Consider the following 26,256-nt stretch of genomic DNA (forward strand, 5'->3'; position numbering starts at 1 on the left):
AAAACCCTCCCCGGTTCAGACCTTCGGTCTAGCCCAGGGAGAGCCGGTATGGAACCGCGATCAGGCGGCGGCGGGCCGCTGCGCCAGACCTTCCATGATGGTGCGGTTCACCGCCACGAGGTCGTCGACGCTTTCCTGGCCGCGCATCACGGCACTGGAATGACGGTCTACCCACAGCGCCAGCGAGATGATCGAGGCGCGGGTCGATTCCGGCAGCGAGTTGCCGTCCCGTGAGCAATCCGCCATCAGGGTCGACCACAGCCGCTTGTTGCGGTGGATCGCCTCGATGACGCCATTGTCATGACGGGGCAGATCCTTGACCTCGATCAGCCGCCGCGTGATTTCGGCGAACAGGCGGTATTCGGTATCGCGCGGCGTCTCTACGACACGCTGCGCATTGCTATACGCTCGCAGGCTCATAGCTCAGTCTCTCTCTTTCGAAGTCGAGCAGGCGGCGGCACAGCGTCAGACCCTTGTAGTACTGACGGTCCATCACGCACTGGCTGATGGCGACACAATTCGCCAGGGCGTCAGCATCCGTGACGACCCCCATGAACTCCGACATGCGCAAGACGAATTCTTCGTAGAACCGCGGCCGGACCTTTTCGTCGAGATACATCGACATGATGGCGAAGTAGATTCGCTTCGCCGGTGTGTCGACGCGCTCGGGCTTCAGGATGTCCTTCTCCCGCAGGATCGACGCCTTGTTGTGCAGGACGAGGGTCGCGCGGCGGTCGCCATTGGCGATGACGGCGCCGTTGATGACGAATTTCTCGCCGGGCTTCAGGGTGAGTTTCAGCGCCATGTTGCGATCCGGCCGGTCGCCCGGCCCTCCCGAGACAGTTGAACATCCATGACGGCCGCGGGCACGGCCATCGATGCGGAATCTGCGCGGGTGCGGTTGATTTATCGTTAACGCCGAACGGGTCTGGGGACGGGCGCAGAACCAGGTATTGGTTAGGACAATCTTTACCGTGGGCACCGTTTGATGCGGCTCGATCCAGTAACAACGGATGACCGTTTCCCATGGCCCGACACGCCCATCTGACCAAGTCCGAACCGCTGCAACGCCCCAAGGTCGGCCGGACCATCATGCAGGGCGACACGATCCAGATCCTGGACGCGATCGCCCGCGTCGATGACGACCGCACGCCGACCAGGGCGGAACTGAAACGCGCGATCCAGCATCTCGCCAAGGCCGGCAAGCTGTCAAACATGAACAAGTTCGTGGAGGCCTCGGCCGAACTGCTGCAGGCCCACCGGCTGGACCCGCACAACGCCGACACGTTGCTGGTGCTGGGCAACAACCTGCGCCATGCCGGCAACGTCCAGGCCGCGATCCATGTCATGGAGAAGGCCCTGAAGGCCGCCGGCGAGGATCTGGAGCTGTTGTACGGCATCGGCCTTCTGGCCCAGGATCTGGGCATGCTGGACGCTGCCGAGCGCATGTACGCCATGGTCATCCAGCGTAACCCCGACGATCCCCGCGGTCATACGGCGCTGGCCGCGGTCAAGCGCGGCAAGGGCGAGTACGACCTGGCCATCGACACGCTGAAATTCGCCATCGAGCAGTCGCAGCAGGATCCCACGCTCTGGCAGGCGCTGGGCGTCACGGTGGCTGAAGCGCGCGGCGCCGATCATGCGCGGCCGTTTTTCGAGGAGTCGCTCCGGCTCAATCCCGACTACGACCTCGCCTGGTCGAACATGGGCCATGCCTATTCCGCCGAGGGACGCTTCGCGGAGTCCCTGCCCTTCCTGGAGAAGTCGGTGGCGCTCCGCCCCGACGACCCCGACACGCGGTTCTCCTACGCTTCCTCCCTGCTCGGCGTCGGGGAGCTGGAAAAGGGCTGGGCCGAATACGAATGGCGCCTGGACCGGCGGCGCAAGGATTCGGTCGTCTTCGTCCACGATCTGCCCCGCTGGCAGGGCGAGGACATTTCGGACAAGACCATCCTGATCTGCGACGAACAGGGCATCGGCGACGCCATCATCTTCGCCAGCGCCTATCAGGACGTCATCGAGCGCGCCGGCCACGTCATCATCGAGTGCGACCGGCGACTTGTGACCTGGTTCCAGCGCTCCTTCCCCGAGGCAACGGTCCACCGTCACGTCACCTTCCGCTCCAACGCCAAGATCCACCGTCACTATGGCTGGCTGCGGGAAGACGGCGTGCCGCAGCCGGACCTGTTCATCCCCTCCGGTTCGATCTTCCAGCTGGTGCGCGGCGATGTGGCCAGCTTCGCCCGCAACGGCGCCTACCTGAAGCCCGACCCGGAACGGGTGGCATTCTGGCGCTCCCGTTTCGACGCCATCGGCGACGGCCCGAAGATCGGCATCTGCTGGTCCGGCGGCTTCATCACGCCGATCCGCGCCAAGGGCTACATGTCATTGATGGACTTCCAGCCCTTCTTCGACCTGCAGCAGAAGGGCGGCCATTTCGTGAACTGCATGTACAAGGACGCGCGCGAGGACTGCCGCCGCCTGGCCGACGAGAAGGGCGTCATCCTGCACGACTGGGACGATATCGACCGCCGCGACCAGTTGGACGAGGCCGCCGCCTATACCGCCGCCCTCGATTACATGGTTTCGATCTCCTCCTCGCCGGTGGCCATCGCCGGCGCGATGCAGATTCCTGCGATCACCCTGCTGCACAAGCACGACCGCTTCCATTTCGGCGCCGGCGTCGAGCCCTGGTTTCCGACCACGGATATCTTCGTCGCCGACCGGCCCGACGCATGGCCCGCCGTGCCCTGCGCTGCGGCCCGCAGACGCGCCGGCGAGAGGCTGGAACTGGACTGAGGCGACGATGCAGGACCTCATACCGGTTATCGTGCAGGCGCGGACGGGCTCGCAACGCTGCCCCGCCAAGGTTATGCGCGCCGTGGCCGGCCGGCGGCTGATCGACTACACCCTGGACGCGCTGGAACGCTGCCGCAGCGCCAGGCCGCTGATCGTGGCGACGTCCGACGATCCCCTGGACGACGCGCTGGCCGCCCACTGCACGGCGCGCGGGACACCCGTGATCCGCGGCCCCCTGCTGGACGTGGCCGGCCGCTTCCGATGTGTCCTGGAACGCTTTCCCGTCCGGGCCTTCGTGCGGATCTCCGGCGACAGCCCGCTGATCGACTACCGCATCGTCGACCGCGCTGTGGAACTGTTCCGCGCCGAACGGCCGGACCTCGTGTCCAATGTCGTCGAGCGCACCTTCCCCAAGGGACAGTCCATCGAGGTCATCGACAGCGCCATTTTCCTCGGCGCCGAGAGCCGCATGCACGATCCCGCGGACCGCGAGCACGTGACGCCGTGGTTCTACCGCCCCGAGTCGGGCTATCGCATCGTCACCATCCGCGCCGACACTGACGCGAGCGCCACGTCGATGGTCGTCGACACCGAGGAGGAGTTCCAGCGTTTCCGGCAGGTGGCCCGCGAACTCTCCGCCCCCGCCTGGCGCTATCATTGGCACGAACTGGCGCCGAAACTGGAAGAGCGCAGCGCATGACCCCCCCCATCGCCGCGGGCGTGATCGGCCTCGGCGTCGGCGAACGCCACATCGCGGGCTATGAGCGCCATCCGGGCTGTCGCGTGACCCGCCTCGCCGACTTCTGCCCCGACAAGCGCGCCGACGTCGCCAGCCGCCATCCCGAGCGGCCGATCTCGGCGGACGCGGATGCGGTACTGGACGACCCGGAAATCGCCATCGTCTCCATCGCCAGCTACGACCAGCATCATTTCGAACAGGTCGTCCGCGCCCTCGACGCCGGCAAGCATGTCTTCGTCGAGAAGCCGGTCGTCCTGCGCGAGGATCATGCCCGCATCGTCCGCGACAAGCTGCGCGAGAAACCGCATCTGAAACTGTCGTCGAACCTGATCCTGCGCCGTTGCCCCCGCTTCCGCTGGCTGAAGGCGGAGATCGAGGACGGCCGCTTCGGCGAGATCTTCCACATCGACGCCGACTACCAGTACGGCCGACTCCACAAGCTGCTGGGCGGCTGGCGCGGCGACTTGCCGGGCTATTCGCTGGTGCTGGGCGGCGCGGTGCACATGATCGATCTCGTGCTCTGGCTGACCGGCGACCGCGCCGTGGAAGTCCAAGCCTATGGCAACCGCATCGCCACCCGCGGCAGCGGCTTCGCCAATCACGATCTGGTCCAGGCGATCGTGCGCTTCGAGAGCGGCATGGTGGCCAATATCGGCTGCAATGGCGGCTGCGTGAAGCCCCACTTCCACAAGCTGGAGGTCTACGGCACCGCGGCCAGCTTCGTTAACCGTTTGGAAAGCGCGTTTGTTTACCGTTCCCGTGATCCCGGCATGGAGCCGGAGGCGATCACGGAGGCTTATCCCGGTGTCGACAAGGGCGATCTTCTGCACGATTTCGTGGACGCGGTCATCGAAGACCGTGAGCCGGAGGTAGGCGTCGATGGGATATTCAGCGCCCTCGCCGTCTGCTTCGCCATCGAACGCGCCGTCCACAGCGGACGCGCGGAGCCCGTCCGCTCCTTCTGAACCGAAGGAAATCCACTTCGGGCGCCCGATCCTGGGCGAGGAGGAGCGCCGCGCGGTGCTCGACGTGCTCGACAGCCCGCAGCTCGTCCACGGCCCCCGCGCCGTCGCCTTCGAGAATGATTTCGCCGGCTGGTGCGGCGGCGGCGAGGCGGTCAGCGTTTCCTCCTGCACCGCCGGCCTGCATCTCGCCTGGTTCCAGATGGGTCTCGGTGAAGGCGACGAGGTGATCGTTCCCGCCCAGACCCACACCGCCACGGCCCACGCCGTCGAGTATGTCGGCGCGAAGCCTGTCTTCGTCGACGCCGAGCCGGTCACGGGCAACGCCGACCTGGAACAGATCGAAGCCGCCATAAACGAGCGCACCAAGGCGATCTCCGTGGTGCACTATCTCGGCATGCCGGTCGACATGCGCCGCCTGAACGCGATCGCGTCGAGGCACGGCCTGCCGGTCATCGAGGACGCGGCGCTCGCCATCGGCTCCACTGTCGACGGCATCCACGCCGGCCTGCTGGGCGATCTCGGCTGCTTTTCCTTCTATCCGGTCAAGCACATGACCACCGCCGAGGGCGGCATGGTTCTGACCCGCGATGCCGGCATCGCCGAGCGCATCCGCCGCCAGAAGGCCTTCGGCCTGGACCGCACGGTAGTCGAACGCGCCGAGCCCGGCGTCTACGATGTCACCCAGCTCGGCTTCAACTACCGCATGAACGAGCTCCAGGCGGCCATCGGCATCGAGCAGATCAAGCGTCTCGAGGGCTTCCTCGCCGCGCGCCACCGCAACTACTGGCATCTCGAGACGGGCCTGAAGGAAATCGACGAACTCGATCTCCTTCGCTCCAGCCATGACGGCCTGGAAAGCAGCCACTACTGCCTGAGCGCGATCCTGAAGGGCCCCGCCGAGGGCCGCCGTTCGGAGATCGTGGCGGCGCTGAAGGCGCAGGGCGTCGGCAGCTCGGTCTACTACCCCGGCCCAGTCCCGGCGCTCGGCTACTACCGCGACAAGTACGGCCTGAAGGCCGAGGATTTTCCCAACGCGACCCGCATCAGCCGCCAGTCGATCGCGCTGCCGGTCGGGCCGCACCTGGACGAGGACGACATGGACCGAATTACGCAAGCGATGAAGAGGGCGATCCACGATGTCTGCAACTGATCATCCCCTGAAGGGGCGCAAGGTCGCCATCATCGGCGGCGCCGGCTTCATCGGCCACAACATGGCGCTGACCATGAAGCGGGCCGGCGTCGACGTCGCCGTCGTCGACAGCCTGGGCGTAAACAACTACTACGCCATCGAGCGGGAGCGGTACACGAACCCCAACGGCGAGATCTATCTCAACTTCATCAAGCAGCGCATGAACCTGCTGCACGAGGCGCGCGTGCCTTTCGTGGAGATGGACGCCCGCGACTATCACGGTCTGTCGGAGACGATGGAGGACCTGAACCCGGACGCCATCATCCACCTGGCCGCAGTGGCGCACGCCAACCGCTCCAACAAGGATCCCTACTCCACATTCGACCACTCGCTGCGCACGCTGGAGAACGCCCTCGACGTGGCCCGCTCATCGCGGCTGAACGTCGACCGGTTCGTCTACTTCTCCTCGTCGATGGTCTACGGCACCTTCGCCGACGGCGTGGTCGACGAGGAAACCTCGTGCAACCCGCTCGGCATATACGGCGCGCTGAAGTTCGCGGGCGAGAAGATGGTGATCGCCTACAATCAGGTCTTCGGACTGCCGTTCACCATCATCCGCCCCTCGGCGCTCTATGGCGAGCGCTGCGTCAGCCGCCGGGTCGGCCAGGCGCTGATCGAGAACGCGCTGCGCGGCAACACGCTGACCATCAACGGCGACGGCTCCGACTGCCTGGACTTCACCTATGTCCAGGACCTGATCGGCGGGGTCATGGGCGCGCTGACCTCGAAGGACGCGGCCAACGAGATCTTCAACCTGACCTATGGCGACGCGCGCTCGCTCAATCAGATGGTCGACATCATCCGACAGCATTTCCCCGGCATCGACGTGAAGCACAATCCGCGCGACAGCCTGATGCCGGAACGCGGCACGCTGAACGTCGACAAGGCGCGCTCGCTGATCGGCTACGATCCGCAGTATCCGCTGGAGCGGGGCTTCGTCGACTACATCGACTGGTACAAGGCGAACTGGGACCAGCTCAACCAGGGCGGCGTCGATGCCGGCCAGGTCGTCTATCTGACCCGCCGCGCCTGGGCATGAACGACGCCCCGGCAATGGCGCTGCAGCCCGATTCATGGCTGAGCGGAATGATCGGGAAACCGGCCTGGCACCTCACGCCGACCGGCCGGGAACTCGATCGCGTGCCATTGCCCGGGGACGGGCCCTGCTTTGTCGACGTCAAGGCGCCGGCCAACGACGTCGAAACCGTGGGTCGCGTGGAGAATGCCGGATTCCGGCTGGTCGACACCAATCTGCAGCTCGAGCGGCCGGCCTGGCCGGTGGCCCGCAGCCGCACCGGGCGCTTCGCCATGCCCGACGACCGGGCCGCCGTGGAACGGCTGGCCGAAAGCGCCTTCACCTATTCGCGCTTCCATCTGGATCCGCTCATCCCGCGTTCGACGGCCGACCGGATCAAGCGGGCCTGGGCGGGGAATTATTTCGACGGCAGGCGCGGCGACCACATGGTCGTCTCGGAAATCGACGGCGAGATCGCCGGCTTCCTGCAGCTTTTCCAGCAGGGCGACCTGCTGGTCATCGACCTGGTGGCCGTCAACAGCCGCTTCCGCGGCCGCGGCCTGGCCTCCGACATGCTGGCCTTCGCCGAATCGACAATCCCGGATCTCGGCCGCGTGAAGGTCGGCACCCAGGCCGCCAATGCGCGGGCCCTGCACGCCTACAGCCGCGACAAGTTCCGGATCATCTCCGCCACCTACGTTTTCCATTATCACGGGTAGAGCCCATGCGGATCGCCAGCCACGACACCGACCAGCGCGCCTTTGTCATCGCCGAAGTCGGCAACAACCACGAGGGCGATTTCGGCCTGGCGAAGGAAATGGTCCATCTCGCCGCCGACGCCGGCGTCGACGCCGTCAAGTTCCAGACCTTCCGCACGGAGCAGTTCATCGCGGCCGAGGACGCCGTCCGTTTCCAGCGCCTGAAGGGCTTCGAACTGAGCTACGACCAGTTCGCCGCACTGGGCGAACTGGCCCGGGCCGAGGGCCTTTCCTTCATCTCGACGCCGCTGGACATGGAAAGCGCTGCCTTCCTGGACGGTCATGTCGACGCCTTCAAGATCGCCAGTTCCGATAACAATTTCTGGCCGCTGATCGACTTCGTCGCCGGCCGGGAAATGCCTACCATCTTCTCGACCGGGCTTGCCGACATGGCCCTGGTTCGGCAGGCCGCGGACAGGATTCACGGCCTCTGGGCCGACCGTGGCGTGGCGCCCGGCCTGGGCGTGCTGCACTGCGTCTCCGCCTATCCGACCCCGCCCGAGGCGGCCAATGTCCGCGCCGTCGCGGCCATGCAGGCCGCCCTGCCCGATTGCGCCGTGGGCTATTCCGACCACACCCAGGGAATCGACGCAGCGGTCGTCGCCGTCGCAATCGGCGCGCGCATCGTCGAGAAGCATTTCACTATCGCGCATGACCATTCCGACTTCCGCGACCATCAGCTCTCCGCCGATCCCGCGGAAATGAAGGCGCTGGTGGAGCGCATCCGCCTGACCGAGACCCTGCTTGGCGACGGCCGCGTGGCCATGGCCGATTGCGAGCGCGACGCGGCGCCGCTGATCAGGCGCTCCATCGCGGCGAAGAAGCCGCTCCACCCCGGCCATGTCGTCGGCGAAGACGACCTGGTCTGGGTCCGTCCCGGCGACGGTTTCCCCCCCGGCGAGGAAGACCGCGTCATCGGCCGCACGCTGACCGCGGCCATGGCCCCGGGCCAGCGCTTCGCGCCCGATCTGCTGGCCTGACCGCCGATGTGCGGCATCGCCGGACATATCGGCCCGGTCGCGCCGCCACCGCCGCGCATTCAGGCAGCCTTCCGCGCCCTGCACCGGCGCGGCCCGGACGCGCGCGGGCTGTTCCAGACCCATGAAGGCGCCGCTGCGGTCACGCTGCTGCACACCCGGCTCGCCATCATCGACCTCGACCGGCGGTCCAACCAGCCCTTCCGCCGCGGCGGCCTGACCCTGGTCTTCAACGGCGAGATCTACAACCACGTCGAACTGCGCCGGGAGCTCGAGGCGCTGGGCGCGCGCTTTGTCACGCGTTCCGACACCGAGGTGCTGCTGGAAGCTTACCGTCGCTGGGGCGAGGGCTGCGTCGACCGGCTGGAAGGCATGTGGGCCTTCGCCATTCATGACGCCGATCGCCACCGGCTGTTCGTCTCCCGCGACCCGTTCGGCGAAAAGCCGCTGCTCTGGCGCAATGGCCCCGACGGCTTCCACTTCGCCTCCGAGATCGCCGGCCTGGCCGCACTGAGCGGCGAACGGCCCGAGGTCGAGCGGGAGACCGTGCGCCGCTTCCTGGTGAACGGCTACAAGTCCCTCTACAAGTCCGACGCCCTGTTCCACCGCGGGGTGAAGGAGCTGCCGCCCGGCTGCAATCTCACCGTCGGCGGCAATGGCGACGTCGAGATCGCGCGCTACTGGCGGCCCCGCTACACACCTGACGCCGCCTTGACCTTCGCGGAAGCCGTGGAAGGCGTACGCCATCATCTCTCGGAGAGCATGCGCCTCAGGCTCCGCGCCGACGTGCCCATCGCCTTCTGCCTGTCAGGCGGCGTCGACAGTGCGGCGCTGGCCTCCTTCGCGGCAAAGCATCACGGCGCGGACGTCGCGACCTTCTCCATCATCGATCCCGACCCGCGCTACGACGAGAGCGGCAACATCCGCGCGACTGTGGACGACCTGGGCTGCCGCCACCGCGAGATCCGCCTGTCGCAATCGTCGGACCTCGACCGTTTCGCCGAGCTCGTCGGCTATCACGGCAAGCCCGTGGCCACCGCGTCCTATTACGTCCACAGCCTGCTGTCGGAGGCGATGCGGGAGCAGGGCTTCAAGGTCGCCGTCTCCGGCACCGGCGCGGACGAGTTGGTCACCGGCTATTACGACCACTTCAACCTGCACCTGCACGCCATGCGCAATCACCCCGACCGCGCGGCGCGGCTGCAGGACTGGCAGACGCATCTCGCGCCGATCGTGCGCAACCCGCACCTGCAGAATCCCGGACTCTACGACGCCGACCCGGACTTCCGCGGCCACATCTACCTCAATGCGGATGTCTTCTCCGACTATCTGACCGAGCCCTTCCGGGAGGACTTCACCGAGGAACCGCTCTCCGGCGACCTGCTGCGCAACCGCATGCTGAACGAGCTATGCGTCGAGGCCGTGCCGATCATCGTCCGGGAGGACGACCTCAATTCCATGCGCTCCTCGATCGAGAACCGCAGTCCCTATCTGGACCGCGCCCTCTGCGACTTCGCCTACACCATCCCGCCCGAGCACCTGATCCGCGACGGCTACGCCAAGGCGCCCCTGCGCGAGGCGGCGAAGGACGTGCTCAACGACACGGTTCGCCTGGACCGGCACAAGAAGGGGTTCAATGCCGCCTTCCGCAGCCTCTTCGATCTCGACACCCCGAAGACGCGGGAGCGCATCCTGGACGACGGCCCGATCTTCGACATCGTCCGCCGCGAGAAGGTCGAGGAAGCCATGGGCCGCGCGGAGCTGCCCAACAGTTTCTCGAAGTTCCTCTTCTCCTTCGTCTCCGCCAAGCTGTTCATGGAGCAATGGGCATGAGCGTCCGTTTCTGTCAGAGCTGCGTCCTGCCCGACAGCCGTCCCGGCATCGAGATCGGCGCGGACGGGGTCTGCAATGCCTGCAAGGGCCACAGCGACAACCGTTCGAGCATCGACTGGGCCGGGCGCGGCCAGGCCCTGGAACGGCTCTTCCGCGGCGCGAAGGCGCGCAAGGCGGCCTATGACTGCATCGTCCCCGTCTCCGGCGGCAAGGACAGCTTCTGGCAGGTCGCCAAGTGTCTCGAGATGGACATGAAGGTGCTCGCCGTGACCTGGCGCTCGCCGGGCCGCAACGCCCTGGGCCAGGCCAACCTGGACCGGTTGGTGGCGCTGGGTGTCGACCATATCGATTTCTCGATCGATCCGTCCGTCGAGGCGCGGTTCATGAAGAAGACGCTGATCGAGACCGGGTCCAGCGCCGTGCCCATGCACCTCGCCATCTTCGCCATCCCCATGCGGATCGCCGTGCAGATGCGCGTGCCGCTGATCGTCTGGGGCGAGAGCCCGTTCATGGAGTATGGAGGGCAGAAGGGCGACAGCGACCTGGACCTGTTGAACCACGCCTGGCTGAAGCGCCACGGCATCCTGCAGGGCCGGGAGGCGCTGGACTGGGCCGGCGACGAGCTGACCACCGCCGAGCTGGCGGCCTACTGCCCGCCCGCGGAGGAGGAGTTCCGGCAGGCGCAGGTCCGCTCCATCTTCATGGGCTACTATCTGCAGTGGGATCCGGCCGAGAGCCTGCGCGTCGCCGAGGCCAATGGCTTCCGCCGCCGCCCCGAGGGCCCCAAGATCGGCCTCTACGACTATGCCGACATCGACTGCGACTTCATCTCCGTCCACCACTGGTTCAAGTGGCCGAAATTCGGCTTCACGCGGCTGTTCGACAATCTGGCGCTGGAGATCCGCAATGGCCGGATGAGCCGCGACGAGGCACTGGCCATCATCGGGCGGCTGGGCGATCAGCGGCCCGACGCCGACATCGCCCGCGCCTGCGATTTCATGGGACTCTCGGCGGCCGAGTTCGCCGCACTGGAGGAAAAGTTCCGCGACCATGATGTCTGGACGGCGCGCGACGGCCGCTGGATCATTGACGGCTTCCCCGTCGAGAGCCGGGACTGGCCGGCTGTGCCGATGGAGCGCGCCGCATGAGGCTGGCGGAAAGGAATCCCCCGCGTGTGTTCGAGCCCGCGCCCGGCATTGCCATCAGCGACTGCGGCGATGTCGAGCTGCGGCCGGACGAGCAGGTCACGCTGGTGACCGAGGCCGGCAAGCGCATGGATGTGGCTGCCAGGGATTTCGGCTTCTACGCCACGCCGTCCGTGAACGGCCGGCTGAAATCGGAGGGCTTCAAGACGGCCCTGGTCCGCAATGCGCGCGGGCAGGTCTACGTCATGGTCGTCGACAGCGACCGTATGGCGGATTTCGACCGCTATTGCGCCTCGGAGCGGCAGACGGTGCTGGAGTGGCTGGATGAACGCCCCCTGGACTGAGGACACCATCCAGGGCGTGCTCGCCGCCAACCGGCTGCGCGAGGACGGGCGCCCGTTCCTGACGTTGATCGAGGCGGACGGGCGCGAACGCGTCTTCACCTATTCCGAACTGCTGGAGCGCGCCGAATGCTGGGCTGCGCATTTCGCGGGCCACGGAATCGTTCAGGGTGACCGCGTTGTCGTGATCCTGCGCCACAGCGTCGACCTCTACGCCGCCTATATCGGCGCGCTGCTGCTGGGCGCGGTGCCGACCATGTTCGCCCACCCCTCGCCCAAGCTCTCGGAGGCCGTCTATTTCGAGACCATCGGGACGCTGCTCACCGGCAGCCGCGCCAGGGCGCTGGTCACCTATGACGAACTTGCGCCGAAGCTGACGCCGCTGGTGAACAGGATCGGCAGCTTCGAGCATCTGGCGACGCCCGACGACATCGACCCGGAACACCGCGATCATCCCGCACCTTCAGTGGCGCCGGACGACGCCGCCTTCCTGCAATACTCGTCGGGCACGACGGGACTGAAGAAGGGCGTCGTCATCAGCCACCGCGCCCTGCTCTGGCAGATCCGGACCTATGGCGAGACCATCGGCGCCGACGAACGCGACACCATCGTCTCCTGGCTGCCGCTCTATCACGACATGGGCCTGATCGCGTGCTTCTTCCTGCCGCTGATCCGCCGCTGCCGGCTGGTCGCCATGTCGCCGTTCGACTGGGTACAGAGGCCCGGCCTGTGGCTCGACGCGGTGACAAGACACAAGGGCACGCTCGGCTGGCTGCCGAACTTCGCCTACGCCTTCATGGCGAGGAATGCGCCGGAATACGATTGGGAGCTGTCGAGCCTGCGCGGCGTGGTCAATTGCTCGGAGCCGGTGACCGCAGCGGCGCACGCCGCCTTCCTCGACCGCTTCCGCGCCCACGGCTTCCGCGAGGATGCGCTGGCCGCCTCCTACGCCATGGCCGAAGCGACCTACGCCGTCACGTCGGGCGGCTTCGGCGAACCCCTCCGGTCGGTCGAGCGGGATGGACGCCGGCTCGTCTCGTCCGGCGTTGTGTTGCCGGGCACCGAGGTCCGCATACTGGGCGATGATGGGCAGGTGCTGCCCGACGGCGCGACAGGCGAGATCGAGATCCTCTCGCACTCGCTCTTCCGCGAATACGATGGCAACCTGGAGGCGACGGCCGAGGCGCTGAAGGATGGCCGGTATCTCAGCGGCGATCTGGGCTGCCTGTTGGACGGGCATCTCTACGTCACCGGCCGCAAGCGCGACCTGATCATCATCGGCGGCAAGAACATCTACCCTCACGACATCGAGGCGCTGGCCGAAGGCGTGGACGGAATCACGCCGGGCCGGAGCGTCGCGCTCGGCGAGGCCGACGACGCCGCCGGCACGCAGCATCTGCTGGTGCTGGCCGAAAGTGACCGCCCCGAAGCCGATTGGGCGGGCCTGTCGGAAACCGTAAGGGCCACGGTCGCCGCGGCCACCGAGGTCAGTCCGCGCGCCGTCCATATCGTGCCGCCGCGCTGGCTGAGGAAATCGACCTCCGGGAAGCTGGCCCGCAGCGCCAATCTGGAGCGCTACCGCGCCGAGTTCGCGCCGAAGCCCGCGGCCCCGGCCATCGCCCCGGCTACCACGCTGGAGCGCGTCCGCCAGGTGGTGAACGGCCAGATCCTGAGCGCCGGGCGAGCGGAGGATCACGAACCGCTGATCCGCTCCGGCCGCATCGACAGCTTCTCAATCGTCAATCTGGTGCTGGAAATCGAGCGGGCCTTCGACATCCGCCTGCCCGAGAGCGTGGCCGCCGACCCGGATGCCCTCGACACGATCGCCGCCATCGCAGCGACCGTCGAGCGCCTGAAGGACGGCGGCATCGGCGGCGAGACCGCCTTCGACTTCGGCCCCGACGACGTGCCCATGCGCGCCGACGGGCCGGTCGCGCTTTCGTCGCGCCGACCCGGCTTCTGGACCTGGTACTACCGCTTCCGCCTCCGGACCCTCGGCGTCCGCCATGGCCGGGGCCTCCGTGTACTGGGCCCGCTCCTGCTCCGGCTCGAGGGAAATCCGCGCAATCTCAGCATCGGCGACGGGGTCACGATCATGCCCTGGGCCGATCTGAAGGTGCGCGAGAACGGGAAAATCACCATCGGTGACGGCTGCGCCATCGACACCATGGCCCGGCTGGTGGCGGCGAACGACGCCGAGATCCGCCTCGGCGACCGCGCCCAGATCGCCTTTTCCTCGATCATCAACGCCGGCGAGAACGTCACCATCGGCCGCGACACGGCGACCGCCGGCCACTGCACCATCATCGCTTCCGAGCACAACTATCGCGGGCGCGAGCCCATCATGCACCAGGGCTACCGGCATGAACCGGTGCTGATCGGCGCCGACGTCTGGCTGGCCTCCAACGTGCTGGTCACGCCGGGCGCGAAGATCGGCAATGGCGCGGTGATCTCGGCGCGATCCACCGTGACGGGCACGATCCCGCCCTATGCGCTGGCCGCCGGCGTGCCCGCGCGGGTGATCGGCGCGCGCTGACGCTCAGCCGAGCGGCAGGCTGCGGATGTGGTTGGTCCAGCCGTGCTCCAGGGCCTCGAGCCGCACCAGCAGCGCCGCCAGATCATTGCCTTCGGCATCGAAGACGTCGGCGAAATCGGCCTCCAGCCCGGCGATCCTCTCCGACAGCGCGCGGCCTGTCCGTGTCAGGCGGACAATCGTCGCGCGGCGGTCCTGGGACGACTTGAACTGCTCGATATAGCCGGCCTCGACCAGATTCTTGAGGTTGTAGGAGGCGTTGGAACCCTGATAGTAGCCGCGCTCCGTCAGGGTGCGGACGTTCACCTCCGCGTCGCCGATATTGGTCAGAAGCAGAGCCTGGACGGCGCTGATGTCGGCGATGCCGAGGCGATCCAGCTCCGCCCGGATCACGTCCAGATAGAGGCGGTGAAGACGCTCGATCATACGGGTTACGGCACGGTAGGCGCGGCCCGGATCGCGGGTCATGCTGTCCGGCTGATGGCTTTCGGCCATGAAGTCGCTCCGGCGGTTAAGCGAACGGTAAGATGATGGTGGCAGCGTTTCCTTAACAAGCCCCTGCCCCAACCAGGCCATCAATCATGAGTACGCGCGATATCGGTGGGATGGAAGACGGCGCCGCCACGCCGAGCGTCGTCGTGATCGACGACGACAGGGCCGGCGGCGAAATCATCGGCCGTTTCATCGCGGGTTCCGGATTCACGGTGCGTGTCGAATCGAACGTCTTCGCCGGTCTGCACGCGGTCCGCCGGGCGCAGCCGACGGTGGTCCTGCTCGACATCCAGCTGCCGGGCATCGATGGCATCGAAGCGGCCGCTATGGTCCACCGCTACGCGCCGGCGGCCAAGGTCATTTTGATGTCGGGATTCCCCGAGCAGCTCTCCAAGGCGAGCCGGGATTCGCTGGCTGCGTTCGCCATTCTGGAAAAGCCGCTGCCGCTTCCCGCGATCGTGGATTTCGTCCGCCGCGCCGTCGGGTGATGCCCGTCACGCAATTGAAATTGCATGCTTATTCGTTCGTTAACCCTTGCCGCATATCGTGGAAAGCAGATCGCACGACTGGAGCATCTGGTGTTGAATCCGGCGCAGAGAGCCAAACCTGACGTCAAGGCGTTGTTTGATCTGGCTCAGCGCAAGAGCCGGGAAGGCCGCGCGCGTCTCTACGAGGATGTCTGGAACCTGTTCGAAACGGACGGCGACGCCCTGTCCGACAACGAACGGGGAATCATGACCGACATTCTCCGCCGCCTGAGCCATGACGTGGAAATGACGGTGCGCCGGCGGCTGGCCGAGAAACTCGCCGCCGACGACAACGCTCCGCCGGAACTGGCGGCCATGCTCGCCAATGACCAGATCGAGGTCGCCTACCCCATTCTGATGGACTGCCGCGCGCTGCGCGACGCCGATCTCGTCGAGATCGTCCGCCACCGCACGCTGCAGCACCAGTTGGCGACCGCCATGCGCGCCGACATCTCCGCCGAGGTCAGCGATGCGCTGGCCAGGCATGGCGGCGAGGACGTGGTCGTCGCCCTGCTGGAGAACAGCAGCGCACAGATCTCCGAGGTGCTGTTGGAGCATCTGGTGGCCGAATCGGAACGCGTCGATCGCTACCAGAAGCCGCTGCTGCGCCGGCCGGACCTGCCCAAGCCGCTGGCCAAGCGGATGTACGCCTGGGTTTCCGCTGCGCTGCGCCAGTACATCCTCGACAACTACAAGTTCGACCAGGCTTCCCTGGACGAAACGATGCTGAACGCCATGAACGAGGCGGTTCGCGCCAACAACGGCGAAGACGAGCCGCGCGACCCCTCGGAGCGGCTGGTGGAACGGCTCTACAACGCCGGGCAGCTCAACACGGGCTTCGTCATGAAATCGCTTCGTCAGGGCGAGGTCAGCCTGTTCGAATTCGCCCTGGCCCGGCTCTGCGGTCTGCGCGTCGAACTGATGCGGCGGCTGGTCTACGAACCGGGCGGCGAGGCCTTCGCCATCGCCTGCCGGGCGCTGGACATGGACCGGCAGGTCTTTCTGACCATGTACGACCTGACGCGCGCAGCGCGCGGCTCGCTCACGCGCAGCCACTCGGAGGAACGCCAGCGTCTGCACGATCTCTATCACGACATCTCGTTCGAAAGTGCGCTCGCCGTCGTGCGCCGATGGCGCCAGGATCCGGACTATCTGGCCGCGCTCAACCAGCTCGCCCACCAGAAGTAGCCTGGCCGCCCACGCCTTTACACGCCGGGTCCGCCGCGCAATATAGCGGACTGGACCTGAGCAATCGGAAGGGCGAACCATTGATCGACCCGTTCGGCAGAACGATCAGCTATCTCCGCGTCTCCGTGACGGACCGCTGCGATTTCCGCTGCGTCTACTGCATGTCGGAGAACATGACCTTCCTGCCCAAGTCGGAAGTGCTGAGCCTGGAGGAACTGGACACCCTCTGCTCGGCTTTCGTCGCCAAGGGCGTACGCAAGCTGCGCATCACCGGCGGCGAGCCGCTGGTGCGCCGCGATGTCATGACCCTGTTCCGCAATCTCGGCCGGCATCTGGAAAGCGGCGCGCTCGAGGAACTCACGCTGACATCGAACGGCAGCCAGCTTCACCGCTTCGCCGACGAACTCGCCGCCATCGGCGTGCGGCGCGTCAACGTCTCCATCGACACGCTGGACCCCGAAAAATTCGAGCGCATCACGCGCTGGGGCAAGCTGGACAAGGTGCTGCGCGGCCTCGAGGCGGCGCAGAAGGCCGGGCTGCACGTGAAGATCAACACCGTGGCGCTGAAGGGCATCAACGAGGACGAGATTTCCTCCATGGTCGACTGGTGCGGCCGCCACGGCCACGACCTCTGCCTGATCGAAACCATGCCGCTGGGCGACATCGACGGCGACCGCACCGACCAGTATCTGCCGCTTTCCATGGTCCGGGCGCGTCTGGCGCAGGACTGGACGCTGCAAGACACCGACTACAAGACCGGCGGCCCCGCGCGCTACACCCTCGTGAAGGAGACCGGCCAGCGGCTGGGCTTCATCACCCCGATGACCCACAATTTCTGTGAGAGCTGCAACCGGGTGCGGCTGACCTGCACCGGCACGCTCTACATGTGTCTTGGCCAGGAGGATGCGGCCGATCTGCGGGCGCCGCTGCGCGCCGACCCGAGCGGCAGGGCGCTGGATCAGGCCATCGACGAGGCCATCGGGCGCAAGCCGAAAGGCCATGATTTCATCATCGACCGCCGCCGCTCTGCGCCTGCGGTCGGCCGGCACATGAGCGTCACCGGCGGCTGAACCCGGGCCGTTTGACGGCGACGCGCCCCACGTGGGCATGTATCTTGCTGAAATTCCTGTGCGGATCGTGCGCTGTGCCAGCAGGGCACAGGGCGCGCCGCGCCTGAACGCAGACGCCCGGGGTCCCAACGCGCCATGATCGCGCGCCGCATCATACCGAAGTTCCTGTCGGTGACGGAAAACGTCAGCCGGGGCATGACCGTTGCCGGTCTGGCCCATGGCGCGGCACTCGGCGTTCTGATCGTGGCCGCGCCCCAGCTCTTCGACCGCGATCTCGACCGTTTCGCGTCGCCGATCTCGATCCAGATCTTCGAGGGCGTCTACCAGCAGCCTGAGCCGCAGAACGTGCTGCGCATCGAGCCGGATCTGCCCGCGGCCATCTCTGTGGAGACCGCCATCGAATCCAGCGACCCCGACCCGCCCGAAGGCGCGGTCCCCAGGCCGGAGAATGCGCCCGAGATCGCCCTGCCCGATGTGCGCCCGGCCGCGATCGAGGCCGCCCGCCGCGCGCCCCGTCCGGCGGACGCCGGCGCCGCCCCCGAGCCCGCCGCGCCGGGCGACGTCGCCCTGATCTACGAACGCGGCGCGCCGCTGACCCCGGACGAGGAAAGAGGACAGCGAGAGACACCTGACGCATCGCGCCTGCAGGACCGCGAGCGGCTGCCCGAGAACGCGCGCGCGATCGAGGCCGAGATCCGCCGTCTGGAAGCCATGAAGGCGCAGGCCGTGGTCGAACAAAAACTCGCCGCTGCCCGCAAGCAGGAGGCTGCGGCGCGCAACGCCGAGGAGCGGCTGGCGGCCATGCAGCGCCGGCTCGAGCGGCTGCAGATCGCCAGGGCCGAAGCGCGCGTGCCCCGGATCGAGCCGCCCGATCGCGCGGCTCCGGAAGCCCCGCGCGAGGTCGCCCAGGACGCGCGGACGCGCGCCACCCTCACACCCGATGCGGCGATGCCGGAGAAGGCGGCGGAAGTCCTGGAACGCTCCGAGAGGCGCGAAAAACAGGATGACGCACTGACACCGGCCGAACGGGAAAGGGCGCGCCAGGCCGTCGAGCGTTATCGCAAGGCCGCCCAGGAAGGCATTCCCGCCGCGGAGATGAACCTCGCCCGCGCCCTCGACCGCGGTGATGGCGTCGAGAAGGATCGCGCCAAGGCCCGCTCAATCATGGAGGACCTCGCCGAGAAGGGCTACGAGCCGGCCCAGATCGAACTGGCGAAGAAGCACCTGACCGGCGATGGTGTGGAGGAAAGTCGCAAGAAGGCCTACATCCTGCTGAAGAACGCTGCGGAGGAGGACAACGTGGTGGCCCGCCGCGCGCTCAGGGCGCTGCGCGACGAGATGAGCCTGGAGGAGCGCCAGCAGGCTGAGCGGGAAGCTGCCAACCGGCGGCGGAAGATCGAACAGCAGCACGCGGAGAAGCGTCTGCCGCCGGCGCGCCAGAAGGCGCTGGACGAAAACCTGCGCGAGGCCGTCGACCACGGGAATATCGGCAAGATGGAGACGCTGCTGCGCGCCGGCGCCGATCCCAACGCGATCGATGCTTCCGGCCGGGACGCCATCATCGCCGCCGCCTGGCGCGGACGCGAGATGGTGGTGGAATTCCTGATCGAGAAGGGTGTCGACATCGACACAGTCGATCTGGATGGCCGCACCCCGCTTGCATGGGCCGCCATCAATGGCTACGTGCATATCGTCGAGGATCTGCTGGCCCACGGCGCCGACCCGAACGCCCGTGACGACACGGGCACGACGCCGCTGATCCGGGCGGCGTGGAATGGCCACTTCGAAGTCGCCGAAACGCTGCTGAACGGCGGCGCCAACCCCTTGATCGAGGATCGGCAGGGCAAGACCGCGCTCGACCGGGCGCAGGAAGAATCCTGGCCCCGCGTGGTCCGGCTTCTGGAAGGACGCATCTCGGCCAACTGAACCGGCGCAAGATCGGGAGTGGACGATGGAAGAGTTTCTGCAGACGGACTACATCCCGGTCGGCGAAGCGTTGCTCCGCGTCCTCGCCGCCGCCGGCTGCGGCTTCATCCTGGGTCTGGATCGGGAACTGAAGAAGAAGCCGGTCGGCCTGCGCACCTACATGCTCGTCGCCGTCGGTGCGGCCGCGTTCACCATCGCGGGCATGGAACTCGCTCACCAGGATGCGCCGGTCAACAACCGGATCGATCCCGGCCGCGTCATCGAAGGCATCATCGGCGCCTTCGGCTTCCTCGGCGCCGGCGCCATCATCAAGTCGGGCGACGACCGGCTGTCGGGCATGGCCAGCGGCGCAGCCACCTGGGTGACCGGCTCGATGGGCGTGGCCTGCGGCCTCGGCCTGTTCTGGCTGGCCCTGCCGCTGGCGCTCGGCGCCGCGGCCGTCCTGTTTGTCCTCGAATTCATCCAGGGCCGAACGGAAGCGATGAAGAACCCCAACTACCGCAAGGCCGGCGGCAAGCACTTCCGCTAGAGCGGACCAGTAAGATATTGAATCCACTGGCATGCTCGGCTTGAGGTGGCTGTACCGGGGTCAAGTCCCATCACGCCAGAGGAATTCGTCTCCACATGGCGTCACCCCCGCCTCCGTGCGGGGGTCCGGAGCGGCTTCGCCGCCATTAGATGATCTGACCGGATACCCGCACGTTGGCGGGCATGACACCAGGCGGCAACGCGATTCAATCAATGCTGGTCCGCGTCAGGCGAACCGGGTCGCCAGCTTTTCCGAAGCCGCATCGAGTATGTCGTCCTGCTTGGAGAAACAGAAGCGCACGAAGTTCGACGGCGCCTCCGCGCCGGCGTAGAACGCGCTGACCGGCACCGCGGTGACGCCGGCCTCCTTCGTGATCATCTCGCAGAACGCGACGTCGCCATCGGCGAAGCCCAGCCCCCGGATATCGGCGTTCAGGAAGTACGTGCCCTGACAGGTCGCGGGCTGGAATCCGGCCGCCACCAGCCCCTCGGCAATGCGGTCACGCTTGGCCTGCATCACCGCCGCCAGGCCGGCGAAGTAGCTGGCTTCCTTCTCCAGGCCGTAGGCGACGGCGCGCTGCAGGTTGGGCGGTGTGGTGAAGGTCAGGAACTGGTGCGCCTTGGCGATGCGCTGCAGCAGTTCCGGCGCCGCGGTGGCGTAACCGACCTTCCAGCCGGTCAGTGAGAACGTCTTGCCGGCCGATCCGATCTTGACCGCCCGGTCGCGCATGCCCGGCAGGGTGATCAGCGGAATGTGCGCCAGCCCGTCGAAGACGATGTGCTCGTAGACCTCGTCGCAGACGGCGTAGGCGTCATGGGCCAGAACCAGTTCGGCGATCAGGTCCAGCTCCGCACGGCTGAACGCCTTGCCCGCCGGATTGAGCGGGTTGTTCAGCAGGATCAGCTTGGTCCTGTCGGAGAACGCGGCCCGCAGCCGGTCCTCGGGCAACTTCCAGTCGGGCGGCGACAGGCGCACCAGCTTCGGGACGCCGCCCGCCCGGCGGATCATGGGCAGATAGGAATCGTAGAGCGGCTCGAAACAGACGACCTCGTCGCCCGGCTCGATCAGCGCCAGGAAGCATGCGGCCAGCGACTCCGTCGCGCCCGAGGTGACCATCGTCTCCGCCTGCCAGTCGACATCCAGGTCATAGAACCGCTTCCCGTGGGATGCCACCGCCTGGCGCAGTTCCGGTACGCCGAGCATCGGCGGATACTGATTGGGCCGGTCTTCCAGCGCCTCGGCGGCGACGCGCCGGACGTCCTCCGGGCCGTTGTCGTCAGGAAAGCCCTGGCCGAGATTGATCGAACCGTGCTGCATGGCCAGACGGCTCATCAGTTCGAATACGGTCACCCCGTATTCGCCGAGGATCGAGTTGCCTTGTTTCATGTCAGTGTCTTGCAGGTCTGCTTGTCATGGGCGTGCGGTCGAGCGCGGCACATAGCACGCGGTAGAGCTTTCCGACATCCGCGCTGAGAAAGACCGATGAGAGCAGCCCCTGGCTGTCTGCCTCGTCCACCGCCTGCAGCAGGGATTCGTACTCGTTGACGTACATGTCCACGTGACGGCGGAACTCGCCGTCTTCGGCATAGGCGCGGGCTATCCGCTTGCGCTGGCCACGCTCGGCCAGCCGGCGGGCGAACAGACCGCGGTCGCCCTTGCGGAAGGCGCGCCATTGCCGGTCGTCGACCGTGTCGCCGAGCATCGCATGCATGTCCACGGACAGTGAATGCAGCCCTTCCGAGACCATGGCCGCGGAGCGCAGGAAGCGCTTGTCGCGGTCGATCCGGATGTCCTCGCGGACGCGCCGCGCCGCTTCCGCCGCCCTTTCCGCCGCCGACTGCAGCTTTTCCGCCTGCCCTTCGAAGGCACGAGCGGCCAGTCCGGACTGGATGGTCACGGCCTGGGAGGCGCCGGCGACGGCTGTCGCCTGCTCGCCCAGCAGGCGGCGCGCCCGGTCCGCCGCCTTCTCCGCGAGCGACACGGACTCGGCGAACGCCTCGCGCTGGCGGGTCATCGCCGTGTCCGACTTCTCGGCCGTCTCGGTCAGCGCCCGGCCCGCCTCGCCGGTGCGCTCGACCTCCTCGGTCATGGCGCGGACCGTCGCGACCAGATCCTCGTTCAGCCTGGCCGAGGCGGCGCCGAGCGTCTCGATCCTGGTTTCGAAGGCCTCCGATTTCTGCTGCAACTCGGACAGCGCGACGGCGATGGTCCCGGTCAGTTCCCGGCCGCCTTCCGCCGCGCTCTCGCGCATCGCCTGCAGCCGTTCGGCCTCCGCCTCGAAGCCGGCGCGCAGTGTCTCCGCCGCGCGTGTCGCCGCTGCCTCGGCCTCCGATACGGCGGCCAGGCGCGACTGAAGCAGGGCTTCCAGTTCGCTGCCGCGCTCACCCAGCGTCGCCGCGACCTGCTCGCTCTTTTCGACCTGAACCTCCAGGCGGCGGGTCACCTGTTCGGCGCTGGCGCCCGCAGCCTCGCCCGCATTGACGAAAGCGGACATCCGCGCCCGGGCCTGTTCGAGCTCACCGGCCAGACGCTGGGCATTCGCGGTGACTGTCTTGGCCAGCCGCTCGTGCTCGGCCGCGAAGGCGTCCCGCTCCTCCGACAGGCGCCGTGCCCGCTCCAGGCTTTCCTCGGACGTCCGGACAAGATCTTCCCGCATCGACGCGCTGGCGTCGGCCAGCCGCCCGGCGGCGATCTCCACCTCGCCGGCCTTGGGCAGCGCCGCCGCCATGGCGCTCGCCGCCTCTTCCATCGCGGCGCTGGCGGACTTGGCGGAGTTCTCGCCGGAATTCGCCGCTTCGGCAATGCGCTCCGCGGTCCGCTCGAGCATGGCCTGGGACGCCTGATTGCGATCGGTGAGCGCCTGCATCTGCCGCGCGATCGCCTCTGCCTTTTCCAGGTTCGCATCGGCGGCGCTGTCGGCCGTGGCGCTGAGCGCGGTGGCCCTGAGTTCGATCTCGTCGGCGGCGCCGAGAACCCGGCCGGAAACCGCGCCGGCCCGCTCGTCCAGCCCGTCGATCTCCTGCTGCAGCCGGGCGGTCAGATCCATGATCCTGTCGCGCACGCGTTCGGCTTCCTCGGTCAGCGCGCCGCTGCCGACCTCCAGGCTTTCCGCGGTGATACGGGCCAGTTCGCTCGCTTCGGTGACCTTCCGGGCAAGGCCCGAAAGCGATGCCGAAAGCGCCTCGTCGGCGCCGCCGGCATGTTCCTGCAGCCGTTCCAGCACCCCTGCAATGCGGTCGCCCTCCCCGGCCAGCCGTCCGGCGGCCTCCGTCATCTGCCGCTGCATGCCGTCGGCGGTCTCGCCCAGGCGGCTGCCGTTCTCCTCCAGCGACTGCGCCGTCCGGTCGCCCAGTTCGGCGATACGCACGATCTCGCGGCCAAGCACGGAAGACGAATCGGTGACATCGCTCAGCAGGGCACGGACATCGCGCGTGCGTTCCCCGGCCCCTTCGGCGCCGGCGCGAGCGGCGGCGTCCAGACTGTCGACAGCCGCTTCCAGCTCGCCGATCCGCTCAGCCAGCCGCCCGGCGGCGCCATCCGCCGTGGCCGCCGCCGCCGACAGTTTCAGTTCCAGTTCCGCCGCGGCGCCGCTCAGATTCTCGCCCAGATCCGAGCTGATCTTCTGCAGGCCGGTTTTCTCCGTCTCCAGGCTGCCGACAGCGCGCCGGGTTTCGTCCACTGCCCGCTGGAGCCCGCCTATGACGCCTTCCAGTCTGGCCGCCGTCTCCCCGTCCAAGCCCTCGGCCAAAGCGCGGAGTCGGCCGGCCATCCCTTCCAGTCCCTCGGTGCGGTCGCGCCAGAGATCCACGAACACGCCGAAGGCATCCTCCGTCTCCCGCGCCTGTGCGCCAAGCCGCCCCTCGACCGCAACCAGCCGTTCCGCCGAGAGCGCAGCGCGTTCCTCCAGACGGCCCGAAGCTTCCTCGAGGTCCCCCGAACGCGCGGTCAGTTCCGCGGTCACCGCCCGGCTGCGTCCCTCCAGGACGTCCAGGTTCTCCTCGATGCTGTGGCGGATCGCGGCGGCCAGACCCCGCACCTGACCATCCAGCGTCGACATGTTCTCGCCCGCGCCGCCCACGGCCTGCTCGATGTCCTTGAGCAGCAGGGCCAGTTCGGCGACCGATTCTGACAGCCGCGCCGAGGCCCGGTCGGATGCGCCCGTGGCCTCGTCCACCGTCGCCCGCATGGCTCCCGTCCGACTCTGAAGGTCAGACATGAATGCCGACAGATCGTCCGACAGCCTGGCAAAGGATCCGCCCGCCGCCGACGTCGCATGCTCCACCCGGTCGGCGACCTGTTCCAGGCGTTCGGCCGCCCCCTGTTCCGCGGCCAGCGCCGCCGCGGCGATCCGCGCCGCGATGTCTTCCAGTTCGCCGGTGCGCAGGGTCACGACGTCGCCCAGTTGCGCCAGACGTTCGTCAACGCGGTCGCCGGCGCTCACCAGCGAACGCGCCGCGCCCTCGATCGACTCCACCGACTGCCGGGCGCGTTCCTCGCTGCCTTCGGCACCGCGGGCGACCTCGTCCAACGCTTCGCCCAGGCTGCGGACGGCGGCCTGGCCGCGTTCTGCCAGGTCCCGCAGACCGGCATCGCTGCGCGCGGCTTCCAGCCCGACTTCCTCCAGCGCGGCAGACAGTTCGGCTACGCGCGCCGAGAGCCGCGCCGACGTCTCCCGACCCTTCTCCCCGGAGGCTTCGGTCCGCTGCTCCAGGAAGGCGATCTGCTTCTCCAGGTCGCGGGCGGTCCCGGCGAGCCCGCCGGAGACCGCGGCCAGCCGTTCGGCCGACCGCTCTGTCGCCGCTTCGGCGAAGCTGGCGACCTCGCGGACGCGCTCCTCCAGACCGGCCATGCCTTCCTCGACCACGCCCGACAGATGCGAAACGGTGGCGTCGATCCGCTCCTGCGCGGTAGACAACCTGACGTCGGCGGCTTCGATCTGCCGACCCGCAGCGGCGAAGGCTGCGCCGGCTTCGGTCACATGGGCTGCGGCCCCTTCGGTGCGATCTGCAGTCGCGGACGCCGTCTCGCCTGCGGCCTCGGCATGCTCGCGGAACAGGTCGACCGCGGCCCGGGCCTGTTCGACCGCGGCCAGCAGCGCCTGCTCCGCTTCCCCGGCGCCGACATTGATGCTGTCGAGGGAGCCCGCCAGTTCGGCCATCCGCCTGTCGACGCGGCCTGCCGCCTGATCGGACGCCCGCATGGCCCCCGAGGCCAGTTCGCCCAATTCCTCGAGCCGATCCCGCGTGGTCTGATCCAGATCGCCGATCAGGGTGCGGATCTCGCCGGCAGCGGTCCGCACCCGTACAAGACTGTCATCGACGCCCTTGCCGACCGCTCCGGACTGATCGGCCGTCCGCGCCATCTCCTGGGAAAGCGCCTCGATCCTGGCCTTGAGATCCTGTGTGGCGCCCGCAATACGGCGCACCGTCTGGTCGCTCTCTTCGCGCAGACGTCCGAGCGGCTGATCGATGGAATGGCCGATCTGCTCTGCTCTTCTGGCCACGATTTCAACGGTTTCCCCGGCAGCCTTCACCTTGGACTCCAGGGCGGCGCCGATCTCCGCCGTGCGCCGTTCGGCCAGGGCCACGGTCGCGCTCAGATTGCCGCTCTCGGTCCGGCCCAGCTCGCGCACCCGTTCGCCGACGCGCTCGAACTCCGCCAGCAGCCGGTTCTGTTCCGCCAGAGCATCGCTCAGCAGCGCGGAGACATCGTCGGCCCGGCCGCCGGCGGCAGCGGCGTTGCGCGACAGCGCCTCCGCCCCGGCGCCGATGCGTGTGTCCAGGGATTCCACGCGGGCGAGCGCATTGGACAGTTCCGACTCGACGGTCTGGCTCAGCCGGCGCAGCGAAAGCGCCACCGCGTTCAGTTTCGCCTCCGCCTCGGCGTTCGGACCGCTGATATCGGACAGCACTTCCAGAAGGGCGGCTCGGCTGCGGCCCGCCTCGACGCTCCGCCAGTAGAGGAAACCGGCCAGCCACAGGAACAGCGGCGGCGTGAAGGCCGCAAGCACCAGCAACGCCACTTCGTGCGGCAGCATCAGGCCGAGCGAGCCGAAGCCCACCGACCAGGCGATGTAGCGCCAGACCAGGACCGCCCAGACAACGGTCGCACCGCCAAGAACCACGGCGGTGACGCGCCGGACCCTGCCGATATCCGCGGCTGCAGCCTCGTCCGCCGCCTCCGCGCGAACCGCTTCCTCTTCCGAACGTCCCGACCATTTCAGCAGCATC

21 protein-coding genes are annotated in these 26,256 nt (G+C 67.6%); 16 read left to right on the plus strand and 5 right to left on the minus strand.

Annotated elements, in window-relative coordinates; translation table 11 throughout:
* Positions 1 to 60: 60 nt before the first annotated feature.
* A complete protein-coding gene (gene flaF, locus CWC60_RS08230) occupies positions 61 to 420 on the minus strand; it encodes a flagellar biosynthesis regulator FlaF (protein WP_109793520.1) in 360 nt (119 codons plus the stop codon).
* Positions 401 to 805: a flagellar biosynthesis repressor FlbT gene (gene flbT, locus CWC60_RS08235; protein WP_109793521.1), complete on the minus strand. Its 405-nt coding sequence runs from the start codon at positions 803 to 805 to the stop codon at positions 401 to 403. The genes flaF and flbT overlap by 20 nt, the downstream gene beginning before the upstream one ends.
* Positions 806 to 1,026: 221 nt before the next feature.
* On the opposite strand from flbT, the gene CWC60_RS08240 reads away from it, so the two are divergent.
* Genes CWC60_RS08240 through CWC60_RS08285 form a run of 11 tightly spaced genes read left to right on the plus strand, consistent with a single transcriptional unit; the run spans position 1,027 to position 14,297 of the window.
* The gene (locus CWC60_RS08240) at positions 1,027 to 2,799 is read left to right on the plus strand and encodes a tetratricopeptide repeat protein (RefSeq protein WP_109793522.1); all 1,773 of its coding nucleotides are present in this window, start codon (positions 1,027 to 1,029) and stop codon (positions 2,797 to 2,799) included.
* A gap of 7 nt (positions 2,800 to 2,806) precedes the next feature.
* A complete protein-coding gene (locus CWC60_RS08245) occupies positions 2,807 to 3,499 on the plus strand; it encodes a cytidylyltransferase domain-containing protein (RefSeq protein ID WP_109793523.1) in 693 nt (230 codons plus the stop codon).
* Complete coding sequence (locus tag CWC60_RS08250; protein WP_109793524.1) at positions 3,496 to 4,503, plus strand: Gfo/Idh/MocA family protein; 1,008 nt, start codon at positions 3,496 to 3,498, stop codon at positions 4,501 to 4,503. The genes CWC60_RS08245 and CWC60_RS08250 overlap by 4 nt, the downstream gene beginning before the upstream one ends.
* 31 nt (positions 4,504 to 4,534) lie before the next feature.
* The gene (locus CWC60_RS08255; RefSeq protein WP_420891151.1) at positions 4,535 to 5,653 is read left to right on the plus strand and encodes a DegT/DnrJ/EryC1/StrS family aminotransferase; all 1,119 of its coding nucleotides are present in this window, start codon (positions 4,535 to 4,537) and stop codon (positions 5,651 to 5,653) included.
* Entirely contained in the window at positions 5,640 to 6,731 is a 1,092-nt protein-coding gene (locus tag CWC60_RS08260; RefSeq protein ID WP_109793526.1) for an NAD-dependent epimerase/dehydratase family protein, read from the plus strand. The genes CWC60_RS08255 and CWC60_RS08260 overlap by 14 nt, the downstream gene beginning before the upstream one ends.
* Entirely contained in the window at positions 6,728 to 7,426 is a 699-nt protein-coding gene (locus CWC60_RS08265) for a GNAT family N-acetyltransferase (RefSeq protein ID WP_109793527.1), read from the plus strand. The genes CWC60_RS08260 and CWC60_RS08265 overlap by 4 nt, the downstream gene beginning before the upstream one ends.
* Before the next feature lie 5 nt (positions 7,427 to 7,431).
* Entirely contained in the window at positions 7,432 to 8,445 is a 1,014-nt protein-coding gene (locus CWC60_RS08270) for an N-acetylneuraminate synthase family protein (protein WP_109793528.1), read from the plus strand.
* Positions 8,446 to 8,451: 6 nt separating this feature from the next.
* Positions 8,452 to 10,275, plus strand: coding sequence for an asparagine synthase (glutamine-hydrolyzing) (asnB, locus tag CWC60_RS08275; protein ID WP_109793529.1), 1,824 nt, complete (start codon positions 8,452 to 8,454; stop codon positions 10,273 to 10,275).
* A complete protein-coding gene (locus CWC60_RS08280) occupies positions 10,272 to 11,423 on the plus strand; it encodes an N-acetyl sugar amidotransferase (protein WP_109793915.1) in 1,152 nt (383 codons plus the stop codon). Before asnB ends, CWC60_RS08280 begins: the two co-directional genes overlap by 4 nt.
* Positions 11,420 to 11,764 carry a hypothetical protein gene (locus CWC60_RS23545; protein ID WP_164516433.1) on the plus strand — a complete coding sequence of 115 codons (345 nt, stop codon included), beginning with the start codon at positions 11,420 to 11,422 and terminating at the stop codon, positions 11,762 to 11,764. Before CWC60_RS08280 ends, CWC60_RS23545 begins: the two co-directional genes overlap by 4 nt.
* Positions 11,745 to 14,297 carry an AMP-binding protein gene (locus tag CWC60_RS08285; protein ID WP_164516434.1) on the plus strand — a complete coding sequence of 851 codons (2,553 nt, stop codon included), beginning with the start codon at positions 11,745 to 11,747 and terminating at the stop codon, positions 14,295 to 14,297. The genes CWC60_RS23545 and CWC60_RS08285 overlap by 20 nt, the downstream gene beginning before the upstream one ends.
* Positions 14,298 to 14,300: 3 nt before the next feature.
* Here CWC60_RS08285 and CWC60_RS08290 read toward each other — a convergent pair whose 3' ends face one another.
* On the minus strand, positions 14,301 to 14,789 hold the full coding sequence (locus CWC60_RS08290) for a MarR family winged helix-turn-helix transcriptional regulator (RefSeq protein ID WP_206419833.1): 489 nt from the start codon (positions 14,787 to 14,789) through the stop codon (positions 14,301 to 14,303).
* 143 nt (positions 14,790 to 14,932) lie between these two features.
* Here CWC60_RS08290 and CWC60_RS08295 point away from each other — a divergent pair, with 143 nt between their 5' ends.
* From CWC60_RS08295 to CWC60_RS08315, 5 genes are all read left to right on the plus strand, one after another.
* The gene (locus CWC60_RS08295) at positions 14,933 to 15,274 is read left to right on the plus strand and encodes a response regulator (protein WP_164516435.1); all 342 of its coding nucleotides are present in this window, start codon (positions 14,933 to 14,935) and stop codon (positions 15,272 to 15,274) included.
* A 132-nt stretch (positions 15,275 to 15,406) separates the two neighbouring features.
* Positions 15,407 to 16,501 carry a DUF2336 domain-containing protein gene (locus tag CWC60_RS08300; RefSeq protein WP_164516436.1) on the plus strand — a complete coding sequence of 365 codons (1,095 nt, stop codon included), beginning with the start codon at positions 15,407 to 15,409 and terminating at the stop codon, positions 16,499 to 16,501.
* A 50-nt stretch (positions 16,502 to 16,551) separates the two neighbouring features.
* A complete protein-coding gene (gene moaA, locus CWC60_RS08305; protein ID WP_420891152.1) occupies positions 16,552 to 17,571 on the plus strand; it encodes a GTP 3',8-cyclase MoaA in 1,020 nt (339 codons plus the stop codon).
* A gap of 135 nt (positions 17,572 to 17,706) precedes the next feature.
* Positions 17,707 to 19,497, plus strand: a complete 1,791-nt coding sequence (locus CWC60_RS08310) for an ankyrin repeat domain-containing protein (RefSeq protein WP_109793534.1) — start codon at positions 17,707 to 17,709, stop codon at positions 19,495 to 19,497.
* Between the two features lie 25 nt (positions 19,498 to 19,522).
* Positions 19,523 to 20,026 (plus strand): MgtC/SapB family protein, encoded by a 504-nt coding sequence (locus CWC60_RS08315; RefSeq protein ID WP_109793535.1) that lies wholly within the window; start codon positions 19,523 to 19,525, stop codon positions 20,024 to 20,026.
* Between the two features lie 225 nt (positions 20,027 to 20,251).
* Here CWC60_RS08315 and CWC60_RS08320 read toward each other — a convergent pair whose 3' ends face one another.
* Entirely contained in the window at positions 20,252 to 21,412 is a 1,161-nt protein-coding gene (locus CWC60_RS08320) for an aminotransferase (protein WP_109793536.1), read from the minus strand.
* A 1-nt stretch (position 21,413) separates the two neighbouring features.
* The gene (locus CWC60_RS08325; RefSeq protein WP_109796364.1) at positions 21,414 to 26,255 is read right to left on the minus strand and encodes a coiled-coil domain-containing protein; all 4,842 of its coding nucleotides are present in this window, start codon (positions 26,253 to 26,255) and stop codon (positions 21,414 to 21,416) included.
* Between the last annotated feature and the right edge of the window lies 1 nt (position 26,256).

It is taken from the genome of Minwuia thermotolerans (genome assembly GCF_002924445.1).
Classification (GTDB): Bacteria; Pseudomonadota; Alphaproteobacteria; order Minwuiales; family Minwuiaceae; genus Minwuia; species Minwuia thermotolerans.